Raw genomic sequence first — 24,988 nt, forward strand, 5'->3', positions numbered from 1 at the left:
TGAAAGGCGAGTTTTAGCGCATCCGATGCTACGTTAACGCGCTTAAACGTAGAATAACTATGCTTTTCACTCGTTGCGAGCAACATGGATGTTGTGAATGCCATTTATGCAGGAGCAATTAATGGCCTTGCCTCAGAAGCGCTAAATTATCGCTGAGCGATCACATCTTTATATTGATTGGTATTATCTACTACCAAAACAGTAGCGGCAGGAGTATCTTTAAGAAAATGAGCCTAAAAGGATGACTAGATGACGCCTACCGTATTGAAGATTATTTTTATCGCTGTCGGGCTTTTTCTCGCCTACAAACTGATATTCAGCGGCAAGAAGGGACTCACAATTTTTGAGATGCATTTTAAGGATGGCAGATTAGCCTCTCATAAGGGAAAGATCCCGGAAAAGTTTCAAAGAGAGTGCCGGGCCATCGCTAAGGCTGAAAAGCTGACCTGCTCAGTCAGATGTGAAAAAGCCGGCACAGTCAGGCTTCATGTATCGGCCAATGTCAGTGACGCTATCACTCAAAGGATCCGCAACCAATTTCCGTTCGAGTATTACGATAAGAAGCAGATCGACAACAGCCGTCAGGCGGGTTAAACGCTGATAAGAGACGAGATCCTAGGGCCCTGTTCCTAGGAAAAGCTGCTAATAGCGCCTCTCTACTTTCTCTCCAGCCTGCCATCCTGTCTGGCTTCATCTATGATGCGTTCATTGTTGTCCGCCATCGGGTCTGCCCTGGAATCGACGACCCCTTCATCGGCCTCAGGTTCAATGTTGATATCTATAGGGGCAAACTCCAGGGTTGAGCAAGCCGATATACTCATCAATGCAAGAACCAATAATCCCTTTTTCATATGCGTTTAATCCTCGCGCCCTATGCCACTACGCTCTGCAAACTGCTCAAGCCCCCATACTAATAAGATCCCACACACGAGTGCGCCAACGGCCCAGGCAATATGTGCAGGTTGTCCCGTTAACTGTTCAAACTGCATGGGGGAAAGGTTCTGCTCCAGCAGGGGGACCTGTTCCCCCTTGGAGTTACTGCGCCAGGTCAGTACCTCCTTCCATGGCCAGATCTTACCCAGGGTCCCCAACATCAGGCCGGTCAGGAAAATAAGTGTCGCATCGTGATACTTTCTCAGCAGTGCCGACAACAGGTGACTGAAAGTGAGCAAGCCTGCAACACACCCCGATGCAAAGATGGCCAGGATCACCAGATCCAGGCTTTTCACGGCCCCCAACACCGAGGTATAGAGGCCTAAGAGTAACAGGATAAAACTACCGGAGATCCCCGGCAGCAGCATGGCGCAGATAGCTATGCTTCCCCCGATAAACACATTCAGATAGGTCATCTCCATCGAGATAGGGTTCAGCATAGTTATGCCCCAGGCAAAGAAGACGCCTGCAGCAAAGATCATGAGTCTCAAAACAGAAAAGCGCTTAACCTGCTTGAGCATGTGTACAACGGATATCACAATCAATCCAAAGAAGAAGGACCAGACCGGAATGGGATAGGTAGCCAACAGGTAGGTGATCAACTTAGCCAGGGTCAAGATGCTGGTTAAGATGCCACCGAATACACAGACCAGAAAAGGGCCGTTGATATGCATGAAGGCACCTTTGAGCCCCTGCTCCTTAACCACCTTGATCAAGGTCGGGTTGATACGGCGAATACTCTCGAGCAGGGTATCTAAAATACCTGTGATAAACGCAATCGTTCCGCCGGATACGCCGGGAACCACATCGGCGGCGCCCATCGCCATCCCTTTCAGATAAACAAGCAGGTATTTCAATTTCTGTCCTTAATGTAAATTCGGCTAAATCTGTATTCAGCTAAGCAGGAGGATTATACGTACCAAAGTGAGACAAGTGAAAATGAAGTTTGTTTCATCATCGAAAAATTCCCGCCTTTAAAACACTATTGTTAATCATTTGTTATTCACCTGTTTTTCATTTAGTCTAAACTCATCCGACCAGAATAACTATAACTCAGGAAGATACCCATGGCGCAGCAGAAACCAACCAAAGTGATGAAGCTTTACAATCGAGTCACCCGCCTACCCTATGGCAATAAGATCTTCTCCCTCATGGTATCTCGTATGGCGCCTTACTTTGGCAGCATAAGACCCTTGATCACCGAGCTCAGACCCCACTATTGCGAGTGTTTAATCAAGAAGAGACGCGCCGTGCATAACCATATCAAGACTGTTCATGTGATCGCCATCTGTAACGGACTCGAGATGGCCATGGGGGTCATGGCGGAGGCTTCGATTCCCGGTCACCTCAGATGGATCCCCAAGGGGATGAGCCTGGATTATACCGCCAAGGCGGGCAGCGATATTCGCTGCGTGGCAGAAGTAAAACCCGAGCAATGGGTTGAGGGCGATCTGCTGGTCCCTGTGACCGCCTATGATGACAATGATATCGTGGTCGTAAAGGGCCATATCAAGCTATGGATCTCGGCTAAGCCCCCCAAGCAAAATGCTTAACAGCTGGTAATCAGCTCTTTTCAAAGTGAGACACAAGCTTAGCGACGACCTTCAGCGTTGTCGCCAGCTCCTGCTCGGTGATCCCTTCGAGCGCCGCTTCGCTCCAGGGCGGAAGTAGTTCGCTCAATTGGTCAAATAACTCTCTCCCCTTTTCGGTGCGCTGTATCAGTTTTGCCGTCTTATGCCCCGGGTTATCCTCGAACGATACAATGGCCAACTTTTCCAGCTCGTTGGCGATGCGCTGAACACTCTGCCTTGTCTGCCCCATGGTTCTCGCAATTTGTGATACCGTTTGCGGTGCATGCTCAATTGCCCCCAACACCTTCCAGCGAGCACTGGTTAGCCCCAATGGTTGGCTCAAGCTATCCCCTTCGGTGATCAATAATCCGTTCAGCCTGAATACACTCAGTACCAGTTGGGTGAAGCCTTCATGTTCTGTCATTTCAAATCCTAAATTTCGGCGTATTAACTCTCTCGCCATTTACTCACACCATCATAGGCTCAACATTAATCAAATGACAACACGCTGTCAAACTTGACAACCTGCTGTCATAAATGCAAGATAGGTAAAAATGACAACACACTGTCAAAAATAATTACAGATATGAGTCAAACATCACTATCAACAGACGATCCAGATCCACGGAGCTCACCATGAAAACGAAACTACATCTGATTGCCGCCATCACGGCCACACTCTCTATCGCTACCTTCTTTGGCTTCAGCCTGCTAGCTGAGCTGTTTGGTACGCACGCCTTTATCGCTCAGGTCAAGAGCAGCATCGTTTTCCCGGGACTGTTTATCTTGATTCCCGCCATGGCCATCACCGGGATCACCGGCAACCTGCTGGCAGAGGGAGGCAGAAGTAAGGTGATTAAACAGAAGCTAATGAGAACTAAGTTAGCCACAGCTAACGGTGTCTTAGTGCTGCTTCCTGCTGCAATAGTTCTGGATCGTTGGGCACAGGCCGGTCAGTTCGAGCTCCCATTTTACCTTCTGCAGGGACTTGAGTTGATTGCAGGTGCGACAAACCTCTACCTGTTAACAAAGAATGCAACATCGGGCAGACGCTTAACGGCAAACCGGAAGCGCTATATTTAAGAGGCTGTAGACATGGAAAAAACTGCTCAGACACCCAGCTGTTAAACCAATCAGGTCTAAACACCTTGCCCGAAGTCGCGTCCTCTTTGTATCCGTTTGTATCAAACGAGACAGAACGGCTACAATTTGCCAAGGAAGTTAACACTCTTATTACATTAAGGTGGTAACTCTTCATTCGGTAAAGGGGATCCACCATGAAAAGAGTATTGACGGTTTTGAGCCTGTGTATCGCAGCGGCTGTTTCACATAGCGCCGTAGCCGAAATTCAGTCCGCGAGCCAGTTTAACGAATGGCAAAAAGTGGCTAACAGACACGATGCCACGGGGCTCAACAGCCAGGCGACCTCCGGCCAACAGCTGAGCACAAATATCGCCGCCTTGAATCAGATACTGCTGACCAGTCGCGACGCCGTTATCGTGACGCTGCCTCTGCCCAACGGTAACTTTGCCGACTTTGAGCTTAAGCCCTCAGCCATAGTCGAGAGCGTGCTCGCTGAAAAGTATCCCAATATTAAAACCTTCAGCGGTCATGAGCTGGGTAATCCGGATAATCACGGCCGCTTCGATATTACCCCTCAGGGGTTTCATGGCCTGTTCAGGTACGGCGGGGAGACGGTGTTTATCGACCCGCAATACCGTGACAGCGATGCCCGCTACATCAGTTATTTTCGCAAAGATGCCGTCCCGCTAAACCAGGCCGATATGCCCAAACGATTACCGCCAAAAATCAGAGGCAAGAGCGAACAAACAATCAACAGCCATGCCCACACAGACACGGCTATGGCTTCCCAAGCCATAGCTTACCGAAACAAGGACGCTCAGGCTCAGGCGACGCAACTGAAAACTTACCGGATAGCCATCTCCGCCACGGGGGAGTACACCCAGTTCCACGGCGGGACCAGGGAGAGGGGCCTTGCGGCCGTGGTCACTATGCTCAACCGGGTTAACGATGTTTATCAGGCTGATCTGGCGGTAAGGTTGGAGCTGGTTGCCAATAATGACCAGCTGATTTTTGTCGACCCGGGTAGTGACCCGTTCGAAAACACCGATGCCGATGGCGAAGCCAACACAGGGATCATAGATAATGCGATCGGCAACACCAGCTACGATGTCGGCCACGTTGTCGGCACCGGCGGTGGTGGGCTGGCAGCACTGGGGGTCATCTGTGACGCTACGGCTAAGGGCGACGGTGTGACCGGCAGTCCCACTCCCACAGGCGATGCGTTTAATATCGACTATGTCGCCCATGAATTAGGCCATCAGTTTGGCGCCGATCATACCTTCAATGGCCTGACCGACTCCTGCAATGGCAACCGGGCAGACACGAGTGCATATGAGCCGGGAAGTGGTTCAACTGTGATGAGTTATGCGGGGATATGCGGTGAGCAAAACCTTCAGGATAACTCTAACCCCTATTTCCATTCCCATTCGATAGACGTGATACAGGCCCATATCACCACAGGTAGCGGCAGCAGCTGCGCACAGGTCAGCACAAGCACTAATACAAATCCTGTGGTCGATGCCGGTGCCGACTACACCATTCCCGCCCGCACCCCCTTCGTGTTGACGGGCAGTGCAACCGACGCTGACGGCGATACTCTCTCCTATGACTGGCAGCAATATGATTTAGGTCCGGCCAGCGCCAGCGCTGCCGAGCAGATTGACGACGGTAAGCGGCCGCTGTTCAGGGTCTGGAACCCCAGCAGCCAACCCAGCCGTACCTTCCCAAGACTCGAAGATATCTTACACAATAAGCTTAGCTTAGGCGAAACCTATCCATTGACCACCCGTGAACTCAACTTCCGCCTGGTGGTGAGAGACGGCAACCAGGGCCTCTCCCGTGACGCCATGAAAGTCAACGTTATCGATACCAACCAGGCTTTCTCGGTAATCGAGCCTGCAGCGGGCTCAAGCTGGACCAACGGCAGCCAACTCGTCAGCTGGAATGTGGCCGATACCGCATCGGCGCCGATCTCATGCGCTAAGGTAAACATCAAGCTCTCCGTCGACGGGGGAAGCCATTTCGATACCGAGCTGGCAATGGGCGTCGACAACGACGGCAGCCATGAAGTCACTCTGCCTCAGCTCAGCAGCAATAACGCTCGTGTTAAAATCGACTGCGCCGACAACATCTTCTTTGCGGTCAATAACGGCAACTTCTCTGTCACGGCGGGACCTGCCGCCCAAAGCATCAAGATCACCGGCCTTAAGACTCCCCTCACCATGAGTGAGGATGGCGAGCTGACGCTGTCGACCGACATGTATCAGTATGAAGGTCTCACTGCGACCAGTCTCACCCTGCAAGGCGGCAGTAACTATCAGGTAAACGGTACGACGGTTTCGCCGACCACCGACTTTAACGGTGAGCTATCTGTCCTTGTCATCGCCCACAATGGTGATCTGAAGAGTGAGCCCTTTGCAACAACCATCTCGGTCACAGCGGTAAACGATAGTCCCGTGGCGGTCAATGATACAGCCAATGTCAATCAGGACTCGTCAAACAATGTTATCGACCCCTTAAGCAATGACAGTGATGTCGATACCGGCGACACGCTGAGCCTGTTAAGCCTCAACTACACGGGACAAGGGGTAGCCAGCATTGTTAATAACAAGATAAGCTACACCCCGGCCGCAGGCTTTTCGGGCAGCGAAACCATCTCTTATATCCTGCAGGACGCTTCGAAGGCCAGCGCCGGCGCAATTGTCACCATCACAGTGAAGGCCACCGGCACAGAAGGTGGTAGTGGTAGCGGAGGCGAAACAGGAGGAGGCTCATCAGGCGGCGCCCTAGGGGGATGGTTATTTATCTTACTACCGCTGCTCGGCGTAAGATTGTTAGGGGGGAGAGCCCAATGAAAAGAGTAAGCAGCTATCCACTCATTTTATCCCTGTTGCTGATGGCCACTCAGCTTAGCGGCTGTAACCTTAGCGAAGAGGCGGACGACGCCTCGACAGAGTCCAGAGTCGAACGGGCAGTCGAGGAGGCCAGACTCCTTGGCGACCTGAGACTCTTTGCCACCACAGGGCGAAGAGCCACCCTGCCGGGAATAGCTCAGGAGGAGGTTGAGCAGGCCAAGGCCCTATGTGGCGTACAGTATATGGCGGGGACAGGAGATCTCATATCCACCACAGAGCAAAGAGAGAAACGTAAGCAACTCATAGACTTTATGACCGCTTATAATCGGGTTATATTCGAGATCTGTAAGAAGAAACAGGCTGACTAACACTGAGGTCGCTCCCGTAGTAATACGGGAGCCTGCCTCGGAGATATTTATGAAAGATAAATTATCCGTGCTACTCATCGATGATGATATCGAGCTATGTGAGCTTGTCCGGGACTACCTGATCCAAAACGATTACCGGGTCAGTGTGCTCAACGATGGTCTCAACGCCGCGAAGGAGATCCTCAATCAGGCTCCTCATATTGTCATACTCGATCTGATGCTCCCCCATGTGGATGGCCTCACCATATGCAAACAGGTGAGAGATGACTACCATGGCTCAATCATCATGTTAACCGCGCTCGATGATGATATCGATGAGGTTACCGGCCTGGAGGTCGGCGCCGATGATTATCTGGCCAAGCCGGTCAAGCCCCGAGTGTTACTCGCACATATCAGGGCCCAGCTCAGACACCTTGAGAAACACAGAAAGCGTCGGGAACAGGAAAACATACAATTTGGCAATCAATGTTTTGTGCTCAATCCTGCCAACAGAACTGTGACCGTAGACCACCAGCCAGTCGAACTCACCGGCGCCGAGTACGATGTCCTGTTACAACTCGCCATGCACTGTGGTGAGGTCGTCAGCCGGGATGCACTGCATAAGACCATATTCAACTTCGAGTATGATGGCATAGAGCGCTCGATAGACCTGCGCATATCCAGACTAAGAAACAAGTTAAACCAACATTCGGAGTCGGGAAATATTATCCAGACAGTCAGAAACAGGGGATACCTGCTTGCGAGATGATAATGACTAGATCGATTCGCGGGGTGCTGGCATTAACGCTCAGTTTTGCCATTGCAGCCTTACTGAGTCAGGCTATCTTCTATGACACCATAGACAGATTAGCGCTGAGTACCTTCAATGATAATCTGCTTGAATATCAAGCTCAGATCAAAAGCAGCGTCGAAGAGAGCAACCCTAATCTATGGCAGCAACAGACGGCAAGACTGTCGGATGAATTAAACACCCCGGTCTATCTGGATAAACGGGATCTGACCAACTTCACCGAGGATATCCTGGAGCAGCTCTACTCCCCCATAGGCGATAACGGCATTATCGATCCGGATATGGGGCTCATCTACTACCCGGTATCGGCAGAATATGCGTTAACCGTCGGCCCTTTCGATGATATGACCCTGGCCTATGCGGCGGAGATATTCACCTGGCTTTTTGCCCTGCTTACCGCAATCGCAACATTTATTCTGCTGGATTATCAGGATAAAAAATCGCTCAAACGCCTCAGTGATTCGCTCTGTATTGGAGATACGCCCTCCCCCCCACAGTTAAGTATCGAGTCTCTGCAGGCTCAGGCGGAGCTGATGTCGGTTACAAACAGACAAAAATCGACCGCGCTGGATCAGTTACTCATCACACAGAGAGATCTTCTACACGGGGTCGCCCATGAATTCCGCAGTCCTCTGGCTCGCATGGAGTTCGCCATCGAGCTGCTCGAAGAGGCCGATGAAGATAAGCGTTTACAGCTTAAGGGGCAGCTGGAGCGTTCGATTAAAGAGCTCGATGAGCTGGTCAAGCAGGTATTACGCTACTCCCGCCTTCAACACGATGGAGCTGAGCTGGAACTGAACTCGATAGGCAGCACAGAGCTTATCGAACGCTCGGTTGAAAAGGTGCAACACTTCTATCCCAACATCCGCTTTAACATAGATGATCTGAGTCAGTGCCAGTTTAGATGCGACATCAAATTGATGGTGATTGCGCTGTCGAACATCTTAAGAAATGCGGGGCGCTTTGCACACACAAGATGCCTTATCACGGTAGAGAGCCACAATGATACCTTAACCATCAGTATTCAGGATGATGGCCCCGGGCTCGCTCCGGGCAAGAAGAAGCAGATATTTGAACCCTTTACCCGTCTCGACCCCAGCCGTTCCCGAGACTCGGGTGGCTATGGCTTGGGCCTGGCAATTGTTCAGTCGATTGTCCATAAACATGATGGCAGTATCAAGGTTGAGGATGCACCGATTGGCGGGGCAAATTTTATCATCACACTGGCAAAACCAGTTTCAGATTAACCGCCCCGGCAACAGTGCCTTAATCCCGATTGCTATAAATCTTGATATAATCAGCCGCTCAGGCATGTAGCAATCACTAAATGGCAAAGAGCAGAGATGAGAATCACAGGGAAGCTGACCCAATGGAATGACGACAGAGGCTTTGGTTTCATTACACTCACAGGCGGGCAGGAGAGGATATTTATCCATATCAAGGCCTTCGGCCATCGCGACAGGCGCCCTGAACTCAACGATATCATCAGTTTCATCCGCTCCAAAGATAAGCAGGGACGTGACTGCGCCGTTCAGGCTTGCTTAGCAGGAGAAAAGATGAGGCCAAAGCTTATAAAGCCTTCCAGACACAAAAGCGCCCTTGGCCCGTTGCTTATTCTGGCTTTAGCTGGTCTTATTACCATAGCACTGTTTCAACAGATGCTTCCCTATCAGATAGCCCCCTTCTACCTTGTCGTCAGCACCTTCACCTTTCTCGCCTATGGCCTGGATAAATCCGCGGCGCGCAGAGGGTGCTGGCGCACCAGAGAGAGTACGCTGCAGCTGATGGCCCTTATTGGCGGTTGGCCCGGAGCACTGCTGGCCCAGAGGTGGCTGAGGCACAAGTCTCAGAAAACAAGCTTCCGGCTAATGCTTTGGTTGATGATAGCAATGAATACATCAAGCTTATTATGGCTGCTTTCAGCGACAGGACAGGCACTGCTTCAGCAACTTGAGTTAATTTGAATCGATTAGAAAAGGCGCACGATGCGCCTTTTCTTTACCGCTTAGCGAGCCTACTCAGAAACATTAACTGGCTGGAATCACCTCTACATTGGCTGTGCCGCTCTGCCCATCAAACGTCGCCGTAACTATGGCATTGCCCACCGCATGAGCATCTATCTCCCCCCTCCATCCCGTGGCAACATCCGGGTAATCACTGCTCCAGTCGACATAGTCGGCATAATTTTCAGAGGTGCCGTTAGCATAGGTAACCCAGACCTCAACAAGCTGATACCCACCGACCTCCAGTGTAATATCCGATGGTGCCACCTCTACCGTCTTAACACTGTTTTTCACCACCGAAACCAAACGAGAGTCAAGCTTGCCCTGATAGCTCACGCTAATCGTGGCCGACACATCATAATTTAGCCCCATCGCCTCACCGGCGCGGGAGTTGCCTGTTTGTATCAGAATATTGCCTGGTGAATCACTTTTCCAGCTGGCATCAAGAGTCACATCGACACTTCGGCCATCGGAAAAGTGTGCCATTGCTGTAAATTGGAATGGCCACTCGGCATAGATAACATCATCTCCCGGTGTGATCTCGATACTCACAAGTACAGGATCGGTAACGCTTGTTGTCACCTTATCACTGACCCCTTCATATTGCGCCGTGATCTCGCTACTCCCTGTGGCTCTGGCGATGCCGGTACCACCATCGGTCCCGGTCGTCACCATATGGATCACATCCGGCTGGCTCGATGACCAGGTGGCTTTATCGGTAATATCGACTCTTTCCAGATTGAACATGGTCGCCGTCGCCTTATAACGCCCCTTGGTACCAACGGGAACCTCGAGGTTGTCCGGTGTCACCTCGAGGCTTCTGACCTCACTGTCATAAACACTCAGCCTCCCCTCTCCCTCTATTCCCTGAAAGATAGCAAAAGTAGCGGAAACACCTGCTTCAATGCCATGTGCAAGCCCGGTCGGGCCGATAGAGAGCTTACTCCTGTCTCCCGGCCTCCAATCACTCTGTTCAGTAACATCTTTTTGAGTGATATTGCCTCTGCTGTCCCGGTAAACGGCGAAGGCCTGTAGCTGAGTGGTTTTATTAACTATCACATAGCCGTCGGCCGGCTCAACCTGCACTCCCAGATACTCAAACTCGCTCACAACCACTTCGGCCTGAGCATCCATGCCATTGTAATGCGCATTAATTAGGGTTTTCCCCTGAGAATCCCCCGTCACCCGTCCGGCCATGAAGCCGGATGTCACGACATGGGCAATGGTATCATCGGCAAGCGTCCATGTAGCTGCGCTGCTCGCATCGGCCGAGTAACCATCGGAGTAAAACGCCCTCAGAACATACTGCTGCGTCTCATGAATATTCACCGTCGAGGTAACAGGTGTCAGCTGCAGTTGTGTCAAAACGGCTTCATCCACAAAAAGTGAGGCTTTTGCCGTTAACGTCTTATAACTGGCTTGGAGCTCGGTCATGCCAGGAACGAGAGTATGAGCTGTGCCTGTCGAGTCGATTGTCGCAATGTCGGTTCTGCTGCTCTGCCAACTCGACTCCAGCGTCACCTCTTTACTGCTGCCGTCTGAGAAACGGGCAAAAGCCTGATAGGGCTGTTCCAACCCGGCGGCTACGGATGCATCGGCTGGCGTGACGGTCAGCTCAACCAGCTCGGCGGCCGTGACCTCAACTTCGGCAGAGGAGCTCATACCAAGGTACTGAGCCTCGATCTGAATGTTGCCTCTGCTTATCGCATTAGCGAAGCCGCCATCGAGGCTACCGGTTCCAATATGAACTATTGCTTGATCTAAGCTTATCCAGCTTGCAACCCCGGTAATATCTTCAGAGCGACCATCGGTATAGAAGGCTCTGGCTTCAAACTGCCCCTCAGTCCCCGCAGGCACCTTAACCTTAGCCGGAGTGACCTGAATATAGCTCAGAGCAGCGTCTGTTACCGTGAGTGTAGATGAATCGCTGAGCCCGGCATAGCTTGCCGTCACGAGTGTTTCACCGGCCAGATAACTGCTGGCTAATCCACCTCGCTCGACGCTGGCAACCGATATATCCAAGCTCTGCCAATCGGATTCCAGGCTCAGATCTTTACTGCTGCCATCGGAAAACACGCCAGTTGCTTCAAAGGCCTGGGTTAAGCCCGCCGCGACGGTGGCTCTTATCGGACTGACGACCAGCTTCTCTAAGATAGCGTCGGTGACCTCAATGTTAGCCTGAGCCAGCTCACCGCTATAACTTGCTTCAATCTTCGTCTCGCCAACGGCTAGCGCCTCGGCGAATCCGGCCGAACTTCCCACGGCGACTATGTTAATGACGGCTGGGTCTACGGCACTCCATGTCGCCAACTGAGTCACGTCACTGCTGTGACCGTCTGAGTAAAATGCCTCAGCTTTATACTGGCCCGAAATTCCCTTAGGCACGGTGGCATTTGCCGGGGTCACCTGCAAACCGGTAACAGTGGCATCGGTGACAATCAGTTCCGCATCCGAAGTGAAGCCGATATAGGATGCCGAGATCCGGGTCATTCCCTTGATATAAGTCAGGGCTAACCCACGACGGTCTACCGTGGCAACATCCTGCACACTCGATTGCCAGCTCGCAAGTTGAGTCAGATCGATATTAGTACCATCGGAGAAGATACCAACAAATTGATATTGCTGAGTATTACCTGCAGCTATGGTCCGCTTCACCGGCGATAGGCTAACCGACTCGAGAATGGCATCGGTCACTCGGATCCCTGCACTCGCCGACATACCATCGAAATTTGCCCGGACCTGAGTATCCCCTACGGCAGCGGCAGTGACATACCCCGCCTGAATGCCTGAAGAGACCACCTCGGCGATCCCGGTATCATCGGAGCTCCACATCGCAAGCCTGGTCACATCACTCGAGTGTCCATCGGAATAAAATGCCGTGGCGACCAACTGCCGGTGATACCCGGCTGCTAAGATAGAGCTGACTGGCGTTACCTGTAGGCCGGTAATGACGGCATCGGTAACAGTAAGCTTAGCCGTGGTTTTAATACCTAAGTAACTGGCAATAATTTCTGTCTCACCCGCCACTAACCCCAGGCTCAGCCCGTGAGCGTCTATCTGTGCAACAGAGGTGTTCTCCACCTGCCAGGCGGCGAAGTCTGTCAGCTCCTTACTGCTGCCATCTGAGAAGATCCCCGTTAGCGAGTATTGCTGGCTATTTCCCGCGGCGACAGTAGCTGTGGCGGGCGAGATGATAAGTGACTTAAGCACAGCATCGGTTACCGTGGCCGTCGTTGTTGACGAAGTCGTTCCGGCTGGGTTTTCTTGTTTTAGCTCCGAATTAAGCGCTGCAGCCTTGGTATCAAATCCTGCATAATTCGCCGAGATATCTGTCTTCCCAACCGTGTGAGCAGTTGCATAACCGCCCATATCACCCAAGATTACAATGCTGACGATATCGCTGTTTCCCGAGCTCCAGGTTGCCTGCTTTGTTACATCACTGCTATGACCATCGGAAAAATAGGCTATTGCCCGATACTGTCCCTGAGTCCCGACCGGCGCCTGTAGATCTCTGGGCGTTATCTGAAGACCCGAAATTGCAGCCTCTGTAACGGTTAGTGTTGTGGTGCTACTCATCCCCATATAGTCGATAGAGATGTCGGTAACGCCTGGTGAGAGTGCTCTGGCCTTCCCCGCCTTGGCGCCAGTAACACCTATGGTTGCGACATCAGCCTCACTGCTCTGCCAGTATCCCAGCAGGGTGATATCATGCACACTGGCATCGGAGAACCTGGCTCTGGCGCTATAATCAACATAGGTACCGGCAGGTGTCACGAAATCTATGGGGAATATCTCGATGCTCTCAATCACGGCGGAGGTCACTTCGGCGACAGCGGAAGCAGAGAGCTGATTAAACTCGGCATACACCTCGGTCACCCCGGGGGTCAATGCCGTCGCATGACCAGCCTCTTCCCCTTGGGCAACGATAGCTGCGACCTGCTTATCTTCGACAAACCAAACAGCATCCCGGCTGACATCAACCACGCTTCCGTCGGAGTAATATGCGGTAGCAATATAATCTCCCTCGGTACCCACCGGATATTTAACTTTAGCCGGAGTCACTGTCAATGCCGTCACTTGTGGCGCAACAACGGTAGCGTTGGTGCTGTCACTTAGCGAGATATCCGCAAAACTCAGACTGGCACTCACCCGCGTGGTACCTATCTCTTGTGCACTCAATACCGCTTCAGCGTCGATAGCTGCAATATCGCTCACACTCGACTGCCAGGAAGATTGCCCGGTAACATCGATACTGGCCCCATTATCTAAAACCAGATGGGCCTGATATTGCGTGCTTGTGCCTCTTGGCACAGTGATATCTGTTGGATTGATGACTAACTTCTGTGGCCTCGAACCTAACACCACCAACTGCGCCTCGGCGCGGCCTGTAAGGTAGACGGCATTGACCGAGGTGACACCGGGCGCTATGCCCGTAGCAAGCCCTTTTTGATCAGCTTGATTTGCCACCGAACCGATAGCGGTATCATCAATACTCCAATCAGAAAAATCGGTCACATCCTGTTTATGAGCGTCTGCAAACAGCGCAACGGCTCTATAGCGCTTGGACATATCAACCAGCACCTCAAGCTGCGCCGGTTCAATGCTCAAGGCAACAAGGGCGGCATCGGTAACAATCAGCTCAGCCGAGTCAGAAAGCCGTTCACCACCCGGTTGCTCCGACTCGAGGGTTGCGGTGATCCTGGTCTTACCCACCGACAGGGCGGTCGCCACTCCCGAAGCGCCTCCCGAAACAAGAAAGTCGGCAATAGTCGGCTCACTGCTTGACCAAGTTACCTGCCCGGTGACCTCTCTTCTCTCACCATCGCTGAATGTAGCGATGGCAACATATTGATCGCTGGTATTTACCGCCAGCGTATTAATCTCGGGGGTGATATTCAGGGCTATCGCATATGCCGGACAGGGGTTATCACTACCGCCACACTCTGAAGATGGGAAGCCATCGTTATCACCGTTACATGCTGCCAGCAGGAAGGTCAGCAGCAGGATAAAATAGGTATTAATCGCTTTAAGGTGTCTCATCTATACCGGCCTTATCTCTCATCTGTAGTGGTTGAGGGAACATGAACCATCACGCGGCGGTTCCTATGCCTGTTTGACTCTGTCGAGTTATCGATAACCGGAGAGCTTTCCCCAAGAGCGCGCACCTCTATCTGCTCCGGCATAACGCCATTTGCCATCAAGTGATCTGCTATGCTTTGCGCCCTTCTTTGAGACAAGGCCAGGTTATAATCCGTGCTTCCCTTAGAGTCGGTATATCCGGTTATCAACACCTTGACATGAGGCTCACTATTGAGTCGCTCAATGACAGGCTGAAACTGGAGGGGATCGTTTATGGCACTGCTATCAAAATCAAACAGGGCTGTCACTGAGATGGCCGCAAGCACGACTGGGGCGGGAATGACCTCCTGCTCAACAACTACCCGCAAGGTCACAGGCTGAGTTTTTGGCTCAGGCTGACTCTTACCCTGGCCGAATCGATAGCTCAAGCCTAAGGTAGTCAGGTGACCATTACTGCCGCCGATATAGTCGCTGCCCAGACTGTCGATATATTGATATTCGAGTCTCGCCACCCAGGAGGCTGACAACTTATACTCCAGACCAAGGCCCGCTATCGGTGCCCAATCACTGTCAGTTTTACGATTCACAGGCCCCTGGTTTTCACCATCCCAGTGAAATGTGCCCGCCTTGGCAAACAGGTCAAAATTTTCACTGACCGGCAGGCGCGCCGATACCGACAGTTCAATACCCGACATGCTGCCGATGTAGGTCTGATTAACGCCACTTTCGGGATATACCGCCACCGCCTCTCCTAAGTCAAGGTAGGCGGCCTCAAAACCGATATGTTCCCACAGCTGATACCCGGCAGAAGCGCCGAAACTCAGGTCATTACCGTCGCAACTGAGACTCCAGGGTTCGCAGGCATTTTGGTAGTGCATCTGTCCCAGCTTGCCGCCCAGATAAAAATAGGAGGAAAAGGCTGAATCCTGAGCTTGAGAGGAACGGGGCTCATCGGCAACAGCGACAAAGGACAAGCTTGAAAGGGCTAACACACAAAGAGGAAAAACAGACGATATTCGAATATTTGACATAACAGCTTCCCTGACAGTTTATGATTGGAGTCAACGTTAAAACATTAAACTATATACGATTCTACACCAGATAAACTATTTGTCTCAGCAATAGCTCTCATTAGCGCAGCAAATATCTCCAACCGTAAACAAGACTGACTTTCCTTTTTTCTAAATTTACCTCTTACAAGGTATTGGTTATCATGAGCTACGAAATCTGACTAACCGAAAATTATAATGAAAATACTATTAGCTATTGTCGTCATCGCGGGTGTTATCTTCTACTACTTCACCTCGATGAATAATCAAAAGGCCGCGCAGGAAAATATCAAGATAGGCAGTGCTTTCCTGAGCGAGAACAAGCTCAAAGAGGGAGTGGTCACAACCGATTCCGGATTGCAGTATCAGGTATTAGTCAAAGGGGATGGTACGACTCACCCGAAAGCGAGCGATACCGTAACTGTGCATTACCATGGCACATTGATCGATGGCACCGTCTTTGACAGCTCGGTAGAGCGGGGTGAGCCTATTGCCTTCCCGCTTAACCGCGTGATCAAGGGCTGGACTGAAGGGGTTCAGTTGATGGTTGCGGGTGAGAAGACCCGTTTCTTCATTCCAAGCGAGCTGGCCTACGGCAACCGCAGTACAGGTAAAATTACCGGCGGCTCGGTACTTATCTTCGATGTCGAGTTAATCAGCATAGATTAATTGCCCGCAAATAAGCATAAAGCCCCGGACAGGTCACTGTGCGGGGCTTTTTAGCTTTAGAGGCTAATGACTCATCTAAGCCTCATAGCCGAACGGGTCATCGATGGAGTGTGCCGGTTTGGTGAACCATACAGGGCCCTGCTCTGTCATATAGAAGTGGTCTTCATGGCGGACACCAAACTCCCCCGGAACGCAGAGCATAGGCTCATTGCTGAAACACATGCCAATGGCGAGCGGCGTCTCATCGCCCCTCACAAGATAGGGCCATTCATGAATATCCAGACCGATGCCATGACCGGTACGGTGTGGCAGACCCGGCACAGCGTAGTCGGGGCCAAATCCCGCCGCGACGAGTACATCCCTTGCTGCCTTGTCAACACTCGAACACGGCGCACCGATTCTGGCGGCTTCGAAGCCGGCAATCTGCGCGTCCTGCTCATACTGCCAAAGTTCACGTTGACGAGCACTCGGCGTGCCGAATACATATGTACGGGTGATATCCGAGTTGTAACCCTGTAGCTGACATCCGGTATCGATAAGTACCGTGTCATTCAACTCGAGGGCTTTAGGTGACTTAACACCATGAGGGTAAGCGCTGTCCTCACCGAAAAGTACGATACAGAAATAGGAGCCTGCGGGGATCCCCACCGCCTTATGTGCCTCATTGATGAAGGCCTCGACTTCGGCAACTGTGATCCCTTCACGCAAAATGCGCGCAGCCGCCTTATGCACCTCCAGCGTCATATCCTTTGCACGCTGAAGCAGGCTAAGCTCAGCTTCTGACTTGATCATGCGGCAGGTTGCGGTAACCGTTTTCGCGTTAACATAATCGAACCCGGGATGAGAGAGACGTACACCATCGAAGATAAAGAAAGCAGCTGACTCATCGATACCAACCTTACCCGAGGCGATCCCCATATTGTTCAATACAGCGCCGAATAACTCATAGGGGCTCTCATCCTCCTGCCAGGTGTTGACCCGGCCTTCGATAGCCATAAAGCCCTCGAGCGTATCAACCTCAAAGGCCGGTGCGATATATTCGACCGCTCCCTTAGCCGGAATGATGGCGCCGACCATGCGCTCGCTCGCATACCAGCGTGTGCCGGTAAAATAGTATAAGTTGGTACCGGCATTGACGTAGATAGCCTCAATCCCCTGAGATATCATCAGCTCCTGAGCCTTTTCTATGCGGGCTTGGTACTCCACACGACCAATAGGTTGGGTACCTTCGGTCATATCGGTCAGTTTCGCCAGCTCTTGTTCTACGGTTGAACCGCCTACACCTAAGGTCATCTCATTCCCCTCATCTTTAATTAGCCGGGATCACACCAAGCCCCCGACTTTAACCTCATATTACTCAGGTCAGGCTCGAGCTACCGAACCAGCCATGAAATCAGAACCACTTTCTAGCATAAAATATACAAAGTATCAGTAGAAATATATTCAGATGGGTATAGGATGGCTGAATTTCAGGCAGAACGGGAGTAAATGAAACTGGTGCAGAACTCCTCTTAAGGCCTGGAACAGGCAAAAAAATACCGGCCAATCAAGCTGGTATTTATCTAAGAGAGCAATAATCTCTAAAAGGCATATGCCACGGTGAAGCCGCCATAACTCAGAGATAGATCATTAACTAACTCTTTCGTCTCAACCTGCTGCTCAAACTGACCGGCCACCAAAGAGGCCGACCAACGCTCATCGAACCGATAGCCTAAGCTTACCCAAACATCCTGAGAGTCAGCCGTACCGGAAAATGATGCACGGTAGCCAATACTCCCTGAGATAGTGTCGGTAAATTGGTATCCCAGCTCGGCCATGGCCGCCGGAGCAATAAACCAGTCATCACGCTCACTCAGGTTATCACCTTCGATATCATCTAAGCGTATCGAGAGGTGATTAATGTTCAAACCGGCCCCCACATCGAGCTTCCAGTCACTGTTGGGCAGTAACTCAAACAGGTAGTCGGCGGTCAGACCATACAGGCGATAAGCCGAAACGACCTCCTTGCCGGCGCGATACTGTTTTCCCCCGAAGTGGATATCTTCATTGAGTTTGACGGTGTCTCTGGCTTCGAACGGCGTTAAGCTGAAATAGAGGTACTGAGTTTCATCCACTCCCCACTTAACTCTGGCCGAGGAGTAGGTGTGAGGTTCACTCTCGCGGCTGAAATCATATAGATCGAACGCCTGATTGCCTGTGTCCTGAATGCTGTTCTCTTTAGTGTCGGCGCCGCCGATAAACAGCTCATAGCTATTGCGATAGCTCTTATCGACGCTACCCCAGTCACTCTTATGCTTAGATTCGATCGCGGATTTAGGCCCGGCTCTGCCCGGCGTATAGTTCATCGCCAGCCCGACGCTCCCCTCTCCTATGGTAGGAGTTATCACGAAATCGGACCGATTATATGGCTCGGTCCAGTAGAGACTACTGAGCACGGCGATGGAGCCGCCGGCCATCACATCATCCAGGTAGTGACGATTCGCCCATACACGGCTGGCTCCCACAAACGCGGCCGCACCGTATGCCGGGATCCCCCAGGCATTACCATACCTGTGATGTATGTATGCGGCTCCGGAAAATGCCGCCGAGGTGTGCCCGGAAGGAAAGGAGTTATGCTCGCTACCATCGGGCCTGAGTCTGGCATAGCTGAACTTCAGGGTATGGGTAATAGCTGCGGTGGTCGCAACCCCCTTTGTGAGTTGCCAGGCGCCCTCGGTATCGCCAATCCAGAGGCTTCCTGCCAATCCTCCTGCAGGAAGTAGGATCTGAACCACATCTCCGATGTCTGAGAAGGTGCCGGACTGGCCGGCAAAGATCTCACTTTGGGCAATCGCCGAGGTGCTCAAGAGAGCAGTCGATATTGCTGCGACTATCTGTTTTATCTTTATTTTCATTGTTATTCACTCGAGGGAAGCGGTTAAATCTACATTGGGTATTAATTCACCTATATTACATATGTAACACATGTAACATAGGTGGCATCCAGTCTCTAAATGAAAATATAGAAATGTGATTTATATCCACTATGACGCCGACGCCCCACCTGCCATCTGACTCTCGCAGTCAGTTGGCGGAAGAGGCGTTGAGAGGCTAACTCTCATCCTGAGTAAGCATCTCTTTCAATCCACGACACACTAAGGTTTCCATATCATGTACACGGGATACTTTAACCTGAGACCAGGGAGCCGTTAACGCCATATCCTTGAGTGCGCCGATACAGCCTTTGTAGTAATCATTACTGTTCATCATGCTACCGGCAAGCCAGATTCGATTCGGATTGAGCAGGTTCACGGACCATGCGATCCCCATCCCCAGGTAACTTCCGGCGCGAAACAGCTCCCCAGAGGCGTCGACTCCCCTTGCTTGGTCTGAGTAGCCACAGGCCAGTTGCTCGAGACTAAACTCACCGGACTCGGTCATCACCCGGCAATGACCCAACTCTCCGGCGACCCCGGATGCTCCTGTAAACAATTTGCCATTCATGGCTATGGACATCCCTATCCCGCTGCCACTCATGATCAACAGCTCGCACGCGTGTTTAGGATCGCTGATGGCCTGTATGCCGGCATCGATATCATTTGAGATAATGATGTTCTTAGCCCGGCTCAAGATATCCTGACGGGTGAGGCCGCTTAACCCCGGCAGCGAACTGCTGGAGAGTAGCCGGTTATCCTGAACCAACCCCGGTAGGGCTATCCCCAGTCGATACTCCTCAAATCCATAGTCTGTTTCTAACTCCTTTAAATGCTGATTTAGGCTAGCGATATTAAACCCTTCACCTGTCGCAATTTTATACTGCTCGACCCGACCATCTAGATGCATCTCAAATAATGCTGTGGTACCACCGATATCGACCGTTACTGTTTGCATTTACTCAACCACCGCTTCCATCATCTTAGAAAGAGAAAAATACTTAATTTAAACAAAAATTCTAACATGAATTCACAGAGTAAGAGTGTGACTTAATCGCTCACTTGTTCCTCTAAATTGTTGCTTTGACTGAATTTCCACCAGGTCATTAACAACAGCTGAAAAGCGATAAATGGTAAACAGATGATCAATAATAACTCCCAACCTAATTGGTGAATGACCCAACCGGCACTCAGGGAAGCGAAAGCTTGGGCTCCGAAGACTAAGGTGTCGTTAACCGCCTGTATCTTGAAGCCTTCTCCGGGACCGTAGCAGCGGGGTAAGAGTACGGTTCCTCCAACGAACAGTAGATTCCAGCCAAGTCCCAACAAGACTAATGCCAACCAGTAGTTGAGTAGCTCGCTTCCCATCAAGGCGATTACGATAGTCACCAGATAGGCCATTAACCCCAACAACATCATCCTGGCGACTCCCCACCTTGCCACTAAGAAGCCGGTAAACAGTGAGGGGAGATACATGGCAATAATGTGGCTCTGTATCACCCATTTAGTATCGGCCAGCGAGTGATGCTCGATATGATGCATATGCAGAGGCGTCGCGGTCATCACGAAGCTCATCATGGCAAAGCCTATGATGGCACCCGCAATCGCGACCCATATCTGGGTGTGACTCAAAATCAGCTGCAGGGGTCTCGGACAGGCAGAAACCCTCTGCTCATGAAGAGGATCGATAGCCACAGACTCACGATAAAACATCAGGGTAACCGCCGCCAATATACAAATCAGCGACAGAAACAGAAAGGCTCCGACATAGGGGGTCGCCACCAGCTCACTGCCCAGCAGGGCCAGTTCAGGACCGAGAAACGCGGCGACCAGGCCACCGAGCAACACCCGAGATGCGGCCTTAGCGCCCAAAGCGGGCGCTACCGCCTCCATGGCAGCGAACCGATATTGCTGAACGATAGCACCGGCAATGCCGAGCATCGCGCCGCTTAAGCAGAAAAGTGTAAAATTACGCTCATCTATTCCGTAGGCCGCTATCAGACCAGCCACAGCTGCCAACAGTGAGCCACTGATAAATACTCTCTTTCGGCCGAAACGCTTCATCAATTGGGTTACCGGAATTACCGATATCGCAACCCCAATAACCATAGAGGTGATAGGCAGAGTCGCTAAGGACGGACTGGGAGCAAGCTCTACACCAACTATCCCCCCAAGTAACATCATCATAGGAGCGGCGCTCATGGCGAACGCTTGTGCCAGTGTCAGCACCCAAACATTAAACGGCATTAATTAACTCCTGAAAAAAACACATGCACACCTGGCTAAGAGCCGGATAACCCCGCTCAAGAGATGAATGCTTCCCTATTGCACTAATCTAATTGATCTGTGCCGAAATGTAACAGGTTAAATGGTTCAAAGTTTTCAGCTCTTCACACTTGAAAGAAAAATGCCTCACTTAGTTGAAAATATCTCAGCTCGCTTCCCTCTCCTCCACCGAGCTGCGATAATCGACGGCTGAACATTCCATTACAATAAACACTGGACCTGCATTTCCCCACAAAACGGTCAGTGATAACCGGAGTATGTATGACACAAACAACCGCCGCTCGCCTGGAAGCCATCCGCCTTGAAATGGCCAAAGCCAACCTTGACGCCTTTATCATTCCACGTGCCGATGAGTACCTTGGAGAGTATGTTCCTGAGCGTAATGAGCGTATGCAGTGGATCAGTAATTTCACCGGCTCTGCGGGTATGGTTATCGTGCTTAAAGAGAGCGCCGTTATTTTTGTCGACGGCAGATACACAGTTCAGGTTAAACAGCAGGTCGATGGAACACTGTTTGAATACCTCAGCCTGACGGACAACCCACAGATAGAGTGGCTCAGCGACAAGCTCAAGAGTGATGCGCGTGTGGGTTACGACTCGCGTCTTCACCCTCTCAGCTGGCAAAAGAGTGCCGAAAGCAAACTGGCTAAGGCGCAGATACAGTTAGTCTCTGTCGATGAAAACCCAATCGACCTTCACTGGCAGAACAGGCCCGCAGCTTCCACTTCACCTGTGGTACTCTTTGACGATAAGAGTGCGGGTAAGACCAGCCTGCAAAAGCGACTGGAGATAGGAGCAGCCGTGGCCAAAGCCGGGGCAGATACTGCGCTCATCACGTCACTCGACTCCTTCTGCTGGCTGCTCAACATTCGGGGGAATGATGTTCCCTGCCTGCCGATTGTATTGGGCACCGCGCTGCTGCACGCCAATGGCGATATGGAACTATTCACGGATCTGAGCAAGCTTCCTGCCGGTATCGATGAGCATGTGGGTACAGGCGTCACCTTCTCAGACGAGGCGACACTCAAGACGGCGCTCAATAAGTTAGCGGGTCGCAAACTCCTGGCTGACCCGAACTCAGCTAACGCCTGGTCACAACTGACAGCCGAGCAGGCCGGAGCGCAATTGATTGCCGGTTTAGATCCTGTCTCACTGCCAAAGGCGCAGAAGAATGAATCTGAGCTTGCCGGACTCCGGGCCTGTCATGTTCGCGATGGGGTCGCAGTCAGTCGCTTTCTGGCCTGGTTGGACAGAGAGGTCTCAGCCGGTAACTTCTATGATGAGGGCGTCCTGGCCGATAAATTGGAAACTTTCCGTCTCGAAGACGAGCTATATCGTGAGCCCAGCTTCGATACTATCTCCGCCGTGGGGGGGAATGCCGCCATGTGTCACTACAACCATAATAACGGCACCCCGGCAACCATGACCAATAACAGCATCTACCTGGTCGACTCCGGCGCTCAGTACCTCGACGGTACCACCGATGTCACCCGGACTCTGGCCATCGGCCAGGTCAGTGATGAACAGAAGAAGATGGTGACCTTAGTGCTTAAGGGTCATATCGCCCTGGATCAGGCCCGCTTCCCGAGAGGCACCACCGGACAACAGCTCGATGCCTTCGCCAGACAGTACCTGTGGCAGCACGGCTTCGATTACGATCACGGCACCGGACACGGAGTCGGTCACTTCCTGAGCGTCCACGAAGGACCACAGCGAGTCGCTAAAAACAGTAATGATGTCGCCCTGCTTCCGGGTATGGTTATCTCTAATGAGCCCGGCTACTATCGCGCCGATGAGTTCGGAATACGCCTGGAAAATCTGGTGGCGGTTCGCCCCTGTGAAGCCCTGGCCGGTGCCGAGCGTGAAATCTTCGAGTTCGAGGCACTCACCATGATACCTATGGACACCCGTCTCATAGATAAAACCCTCTTGAGTGATGCCGAAATCAACTGGTTTAATGATTACCACACTCAGGTATTCGATACCCTGTCGCCATTTATGCAGGGTGAAGAGCTTGACTGGCTGGCAAACGCTACCAAGGCGATTTAGTCAGCAGGATGAAGAGAGGGCGACGGGCACAGACCTGGGTCCTTCGCCCTCTCTGATTTTGTAGCTAGTCCCTGCTCGGCTGAGCGTCCTAAACCAGGCCCCCTCCAACTTTTTCATGTGCCTTCAACCAACGCATGATCTCACTGAAGGGTTTTGGCCGACAGATAAGATAACCTTGCAGACGCAGATCATCGATCTTCTCCAGGTAGTTCAGATCCCGGATATCCTCGACGCCCTCGGCAACCAGCTCCACCCCCAGCCCCCGGCTGATATCCTGAAGAGACTTTAAGATAGTCTGAGCCATAGGATCCAGATGTATCCCTTTCACCAGGCTCATATCCAGCTTTACCTCGCTGATAGGTAGCTTGCACAGCTGGGACAGATTGGTGTAACCGGTCCCGAAATCATCGATGGCAACGCCGAAGTTATGCATCCTGAGACGACTTATACTCGAGTGCTGACTCTGCTTGTTGAGTACCTGATTTTCCGTTATCTCTATGGTGACCTTAGAGGGGTGCAGCTTTTTCTCTTCGCAGTATCGAATAAGACGATTAGGCCAGCTTTGCTGCGCCAGCTGATTGGGGGTGAGGTTTATGGAGATGCTGCTCCCCACACAGGAGTTCATCTGCCTGATATCCTTCCACTCATCCATCGCTCTGCTGATGAGCTTATCGGTTAAGCTGTTTAACAGGTTATGCTCTTCTGCCAGATCGATAAAACAACCCGGGGTGACAAGCTGCAGCTGCTCTCCCTGCTGAATCCGGCATAACACCTCGAACCCTTTTATCTCGCCGGTTTTAACATCCATCTGCGCCTGGTAATAGGGGATCACCTTATCGGCGTTAATCGCCTCCTGCAGCGCCTCCACATCCATTACAGGCTTCTTAGGCGCAAGTTCGCTATCCATCATAAACAGGCGTTCGATGCATATCTTCAACTGAGAGGCACAGACAGGCTTCATCAGAGCCCCCAGCAGCCTTAGCCTCGAGTTCACCACGACCTGTGAAGCGGCCTCGATAATCCGGCTCTCCATGCCCGATGCTATGATAACCCCGCCTTTGAAACCCAGCTTGCTGAGCCTGACTAACAACTCGATGCCATCCATCTTAGGCATATGAAGATCAACCACTATTACCTGATAATCATCTCTGTATTTAGTCAGTGTCCTCAAGGCCGTTTGCCCATCGCTGCAGTACTCGATACGATCAACTTCCAACTGCATAAAGTGCTTGCTCAGAACCCGGCAGGAGCTGAGTGAGTCATCGATGATCAGAACATTAACTGTCATTGCTCCCCCTCATTGAATTGAGAGAGAGGAGCTGAGAGAGAAAAGCCGGCGAG

Annotated in this window: 20 protein-coding genes; 10 read left to right on the forward strand and 10 right to left on the reverse strand. The window is 51.6% G+C overall.

Going from position 1 to position 24,988, the window contains the following annotated elements:
- Positions 1–249: 249 nt before the first annotated feature.
- On the forward strand, positions 250–594 hold the full coding sequence (locus tag Q1B47_RS17420; RefSeq protein WP_299796415.1) for a DUF3634 family protein: 345 nt from the start codon (positions 250–252) through the stop codon (positions 592–594).
- 62 nt (positions 595–656) lie between these two features.
- Here the strand turns inward: Q1B47_RS17420 and Q1B47_RS17425 are convergent, their stop codons facing one another.
- Together Q1B47_RS17425 and Q1B47_RS17430 are read right to left on the reverse strand one after the other, a co-directional pair.
- The gene (locus tag Q1B47_RS17425) at positions 657–851 is read right to left on the reverse strand and encodes a hypothetical protein (RefSeq protein WP_299796417.1); all 195 of its coding nucleotides are present in this window, start codon (positions 849–851) and stop codon (positions 657–659) included.
- Between the two features lie 6 nt (positions 852–857).
- Positions 858–1,790, reverse strand: coding sequence for a DUF368 domain-containing protein (locus Q1B47_RS17430; RefSeq protein ID WP_299796419.1), 933 nt, complete (start codon positions 1,788–1,790; stop codon positions 858–860).
- 210 nt (positions 1,791–2,000) lie between these two features.
- On the opposite strand from Q1B47_RS17430, the gene Q1B47_RS17435 reads away from it, so the two are divergent.
- Positions 2,001–2,486, forward strand: a complete 486-nt coding sequence (locus Q1B47_RS17435) for a hotdog fold domain-containing protein (RefSeq protein ID WP_299796422.1) — start codon at positions 2,001–2,003, stop codon at positions 2,484–2,486.
- A 10-nt stretch (positions 2,487–2,496) separates the two neighbouring features.
- Here the strand turns inward: Q1B47_RS17435 and Q1B47_RS17440 are convergent, their stop codons facing one another.
- On the reverse strand, positions 2,497–2,928 hold the full coding sequence (locus Q1B47_RS17440) for a MarR family transcriptional regulator (RefSeq protein WP_299796424.1): 432 nt from the start codon (positions 2,926–2,928) through the stop codon (positions 2,497–2,499).
- Positions 2,929–3,140: 212 nt separating this feature from the next.
- On the opposite strand from Q1B47_RS17440, the gene Q1B47_RS17445 reads away from it, so the two are divergent.
- From Q1B47_RS17445 to Q1B47_RS17470, 6 genes are all read left to right on the forward strand, one after another.
- Entirely contained in the window at positions 3,141–3,587 is a 447-nt protein-coding gene (locus Q1B47_RS17445; protein WP_299796427.1) for a hypothetical protein, read from the forward strand.
- 194 nt (positions 3,588–3,781) lie between these two features.
- Complete coding sequence (locus Q1B47_RS17450) at positions 3,782–6,442, forward strand: reprolysin-like metallopeptidase (protein ID WP_299796430.1); 2,661 nt, start codon at positions 3,782–3,784, stop codon at positions 6,440–6,442.
- Entirely contained in the window at positions 6,439–6,810 is a 372-nt protein-coding gene (locus tag Q1B47_RS17455; protein WP_299796433.1) for a hypothetical protein, read from the forward strand. The genes Q1B47_RS17450 and Q1B47_RS17455 overlap by 4 nt, the downstream gene beginning before the upstream one ends.
- Positions 6,811–6,859: 49 nt before the next feature.
- Positions 6,860–7,558, forward strand: coding sequence for a response regulator transcription factor (locus tag Q1B47_RS17460; RefSeq protein ID WP_299796436.1), 699 nt, complete (start codon positions 6,860–6,862; stop codon positions 7,556–7,558).
- 2 nt (positions 7,559–7,560) lie between these two features.
- Complete coding sequence (locus tag Q1B47_RS17465; RefSeq protein ID WP_299796439.1) at positions 7,561–8,847, forward strand: ATP-binding protein; 1,287 nt, start codon at positions 7,561–7,563, stop codon at positions 8,845–8,847.
- Positions 8,848–8,943: 96 nt separating this feature from the next.
- A complete protein-coding gene (locus Q1B47_RS17470; protein ID WP_299796441.1) occupies positions 8,944–9,564 on the forward strand; it encodes a DUF1294 domain-containing protein in 621 nt (206 codons plus the stop codon).
- A 63-nt stretch (positions 9,565–9,627) separates the two neighbouring features.
- Here the strand turns inward: Q1B47_RS17470 and Q1B47_RS17475 are convergent, their stop codons facing one another.
- Together Q1B47_RS17475 and Q1B47_RS17480 are read right to left on the reverse strand one after the other, a co-directional pair.
- Positions 9,628–14,643: an Ig-like domain-containing protein gene (locus Q1B47_RS17475; RefSeq protein ID WP_299796444.1), complete on the reverse strand. Its 5,016-nt coding sequence runs from the start codon at positions 14,641–14,643 to the stop codon at positions 9,628–9,630.
- A gap of 11 nt (positions 14,644–14,654) precedes the next feature.
- A complete protein-coding gene (locus Q1B47_RS17480) occupies positions 14,655–15,713 on the reverse strand; it encodes an OmpA family protein (protein WP_299796447.1) in 1,059 nt (352 codons plus the stop codon).
- Between the two features lie 216 nt (positions 15,714–15,929).
- On the opposite strand from Q1B47_RS17480, the gene Q1B47_RS17485 reads away from it, so the two are divergent.
- A complete protein-coding gene (locus Q1B47_RS17485) occupies positions 15,930–16,400 on the forward strand; it encodes an FKBP-type peptidyl-prolyl cis-trans isomerase (protein WP_299796450.1) in 471 nt (156 codons plus the stop codon).
- Between the two features lie 75 nt (positions 16,401–16,475).
- Here Q1B47_RS17485 and Q1B47_RS17490 read toward each other — a convergent pair whose 3' ends face one another.
- From Q1B47_RS17490 to Q1B47_RS17505, 4 genes are all read right to left on the reverse strand, one after another.
- Positions 16,476–17,693, reverse strand: a complete 1,218-nt coding sequence (locus Q1B47_RS17490) for a Xaa-Pro peptidase family protein (protein WP_299796453.1) — start codon at positions 17,691–17,693, stop codon at positions 16,476–16,478.
- Positions 17,694–17,980: 287 nt separating this feature from the next.
- Positions 17,981–19,294: a phosphatase PAP2 family protein gene (locus Q1B47_RS17495; protein WP_299796456.1), complete on the reverse strand. Its 1,314-nt coding sequence runs from the start codon at positions 19,292–19,294 to the stop codon at positions 17,981–17,983.
- A gap of 196 nt (positions 19,295–19,490) precedes the next feature.
- A complete protein-coding gene (locus Q1B47_RS17500) occupies positions 19,491–20,270 on the reverse strand; it encodes an ROK family protein (protein WP_299796459.1) in 780 nt (259 codons plus the stop codon).
- 92 nt (positions 20,271–20,362) lie between these two features.
- Positions 20,363–21,559, reverse strand: a complete 1,197-nt coding sequence (locus Q1B47_RS17505) for an MFS transporter (protein WP_299796462.1) — start codon at positions 21,557–21,559, stop codon at positions 20,363–20,365.
- Between the two features lie 300 nt (positions 21,560–21,859).
- Between Q1B47_RS17505 and Q1B47_RS17510 the strand changes: the two genes are divergently transcribed.
- Positions 21,860–23,647, forward strand: a complete 1,788-nt coding sequence (locus tag Q1B47_RS17510) for an aminopeptidase P family protein (protein WP_299796465.1) — start codon at positions 21,860–21,862, stop codon at positions 23,645–23,647.
- A gap of 88 nt (positions 23,648–23,735) precedes the next feature.
- Here Q1B47_RS17510 and Q1B47_RS17515 read toward each other — a convergent pair whose 3' ends face one another.
- Positions 23,736–24,935: an EAL domain-containing response regulator gene (locus tag Q1B47_RS17515; protein ID WP_299796468.1), complete on the reverse strand. Its 1,200-nt coding sequence runs from the start codon at positions 24,933–24,935 to the stop codon at positions 23,736–23,738.
- Between the last annotated feature and the right edge of the window lie 53 nt (positions 24,936–24,988).

Source organism: uncultured Shewanella sp. (genome assembly GCF_947501225.1).
In the GTDB taxonomy this organism is placed as follows: Bacteria; Pseudomonadota; Gammaproteobacteria; order Enterobacterales; family Shewanellaceae; genus Shewanella.

Excerpts from the sequence above, each read along its gene's own strand:
- Q1B47_RS17435 (WP_299796422.1), top strand. The coding sequence starts at position 2,001 with ATGGCGCAGCAGAAACCAACCAAAGTGATGAAGCTTTACAATCGAGTC.
- Q1B47_RS17440 (WP_299796424.1), bottom strand. The coding sequence starts at position 2,928 with ATGACAGAACATGAAGGCTTCACCCAACTGGTACTGAGTGTATTCAGG.
- Q1B47_RS17455 (WP_299796433.1), top strand. The coding sequence starts at position 6,439 with ATGAAAAGAGTAAGCAGCTATCCACTCATTTTATCCCTGTTGCTGATG.
- Q1B47_RS17480 (WP_299796447.1), bottom strand. The coding sequence starts at position 15,713 with ATGTCAAATATTCGAATATCGTCTGTTTTTCCTCTTTGTGTGTTAGCC.
- Q1B47_RS17470 (WP_299796441.1), top strand. The coding sequence starts at position 8,944 with ATGAGAATCACAGGGAAGCTGACCCAATGGAATGACGACAGAGGCTTT.
- Q1B47_RS17500 (WP_299796459.1), bottom strand. The coding sequence starts at position 20,270 with ATGCAAACAGTAACGGTCGATATCGGTGGTACCACAGCATTATTTGAG.
- Q1B47_RS17475 (WP_299796444.1), bottom strand. The coding sequence starts at position 14,643 with ATGAGACACCTTAAAGCGATTAATACCTATTTTATCCTGCTGCTGACC.
- Q1B47_RS17450 (WP_299796430.1), top strand. The coding sequence starts at position 3,782 with ATGAAAAGAGTATTGACGGTTTTGAGCCTGTGTATCGCAGCGGCTGTT.
- Q1B47_RS17465 (WP_299796439.1), top strand. The coding sequence starts at position 7,561 with ATGACTAGATCGATTCGCGGGGTGCTGGCATTAACGCTCAGTTTTGCC.
- Q1B47_RS17460 (WP_299796436.1), top strand. The coding sequence starts at position 6,860 with ATGAAAGATAAATTATCCGTGCTACTCATCGATGATGATATCGAGCTA.
- Q1B47_RS17490 (WP_299796453.1), bottom strand. The coding sequence starts at position 17,693 with ATGACCTTAGGTGTAGGCGGTTCAACCGTAGAACAAGAGCTGGCGAAA.
- Q1B47_RS17495 (WP_299796456.1), bottom strand. The coding sequence starts at position 19,294 with ATGAAAATAAAGATAAAACAGATAGTCGCAGCAATATCGACTGCTCTC.
- Q1B47_RS17485 (WP_299796450.1), top strand. The coding sequence starts at position 15,930 with ATGAAAATACTATTAGCTATTGTCGTCATCGCGGGTGTTATCTTCTAC.
- Q1B47_RS17420 (WP_299796415.1), top strand. The coding sequence starts at position 250 with ATGACGCCTACCGTATTGAAGATTATTTTTATCGCTGTCGGGCTTTTT.
- Q1B47_RS17425 (WP_299796417.1), bottom strand. The coding sequence starts at position 851 with ATGAAAAAGGGATTATTGGTTCTTGCATTGATGAGTATATCGGCTTGC.
- Q1B47_RS17445 (WP_299796427.1), top strand. The coding sequence starts at position 3,141 with ATGAAAACGAAACTACATCTGATTGCCGCCATCACGGCCACACTCTCT.
- Q1B47_RS17510 (WP_299796465.1), top strand. The coding sequence starts at position 21,860 with ATGACACAAACAACCGCCGCTCGCCTGGAAGCCATCCGCCTTGAAATG.
- Q1B47_RS17505 (WP_299796462.1), bottom strand. The coding sequence starts at position 21,559 with ATGCCGTTTAATGTTTGGGTGCTGACACTGGCACAAGCGTTCGCCATG.
- Q1B47_RS17515 (WP_299796468.1), bottom strand. The coding sequence starts at position 24,935 with ATGACAGTTAATGTTCTGATCATCGATGACTCACTCAGCTCCTGCCGG.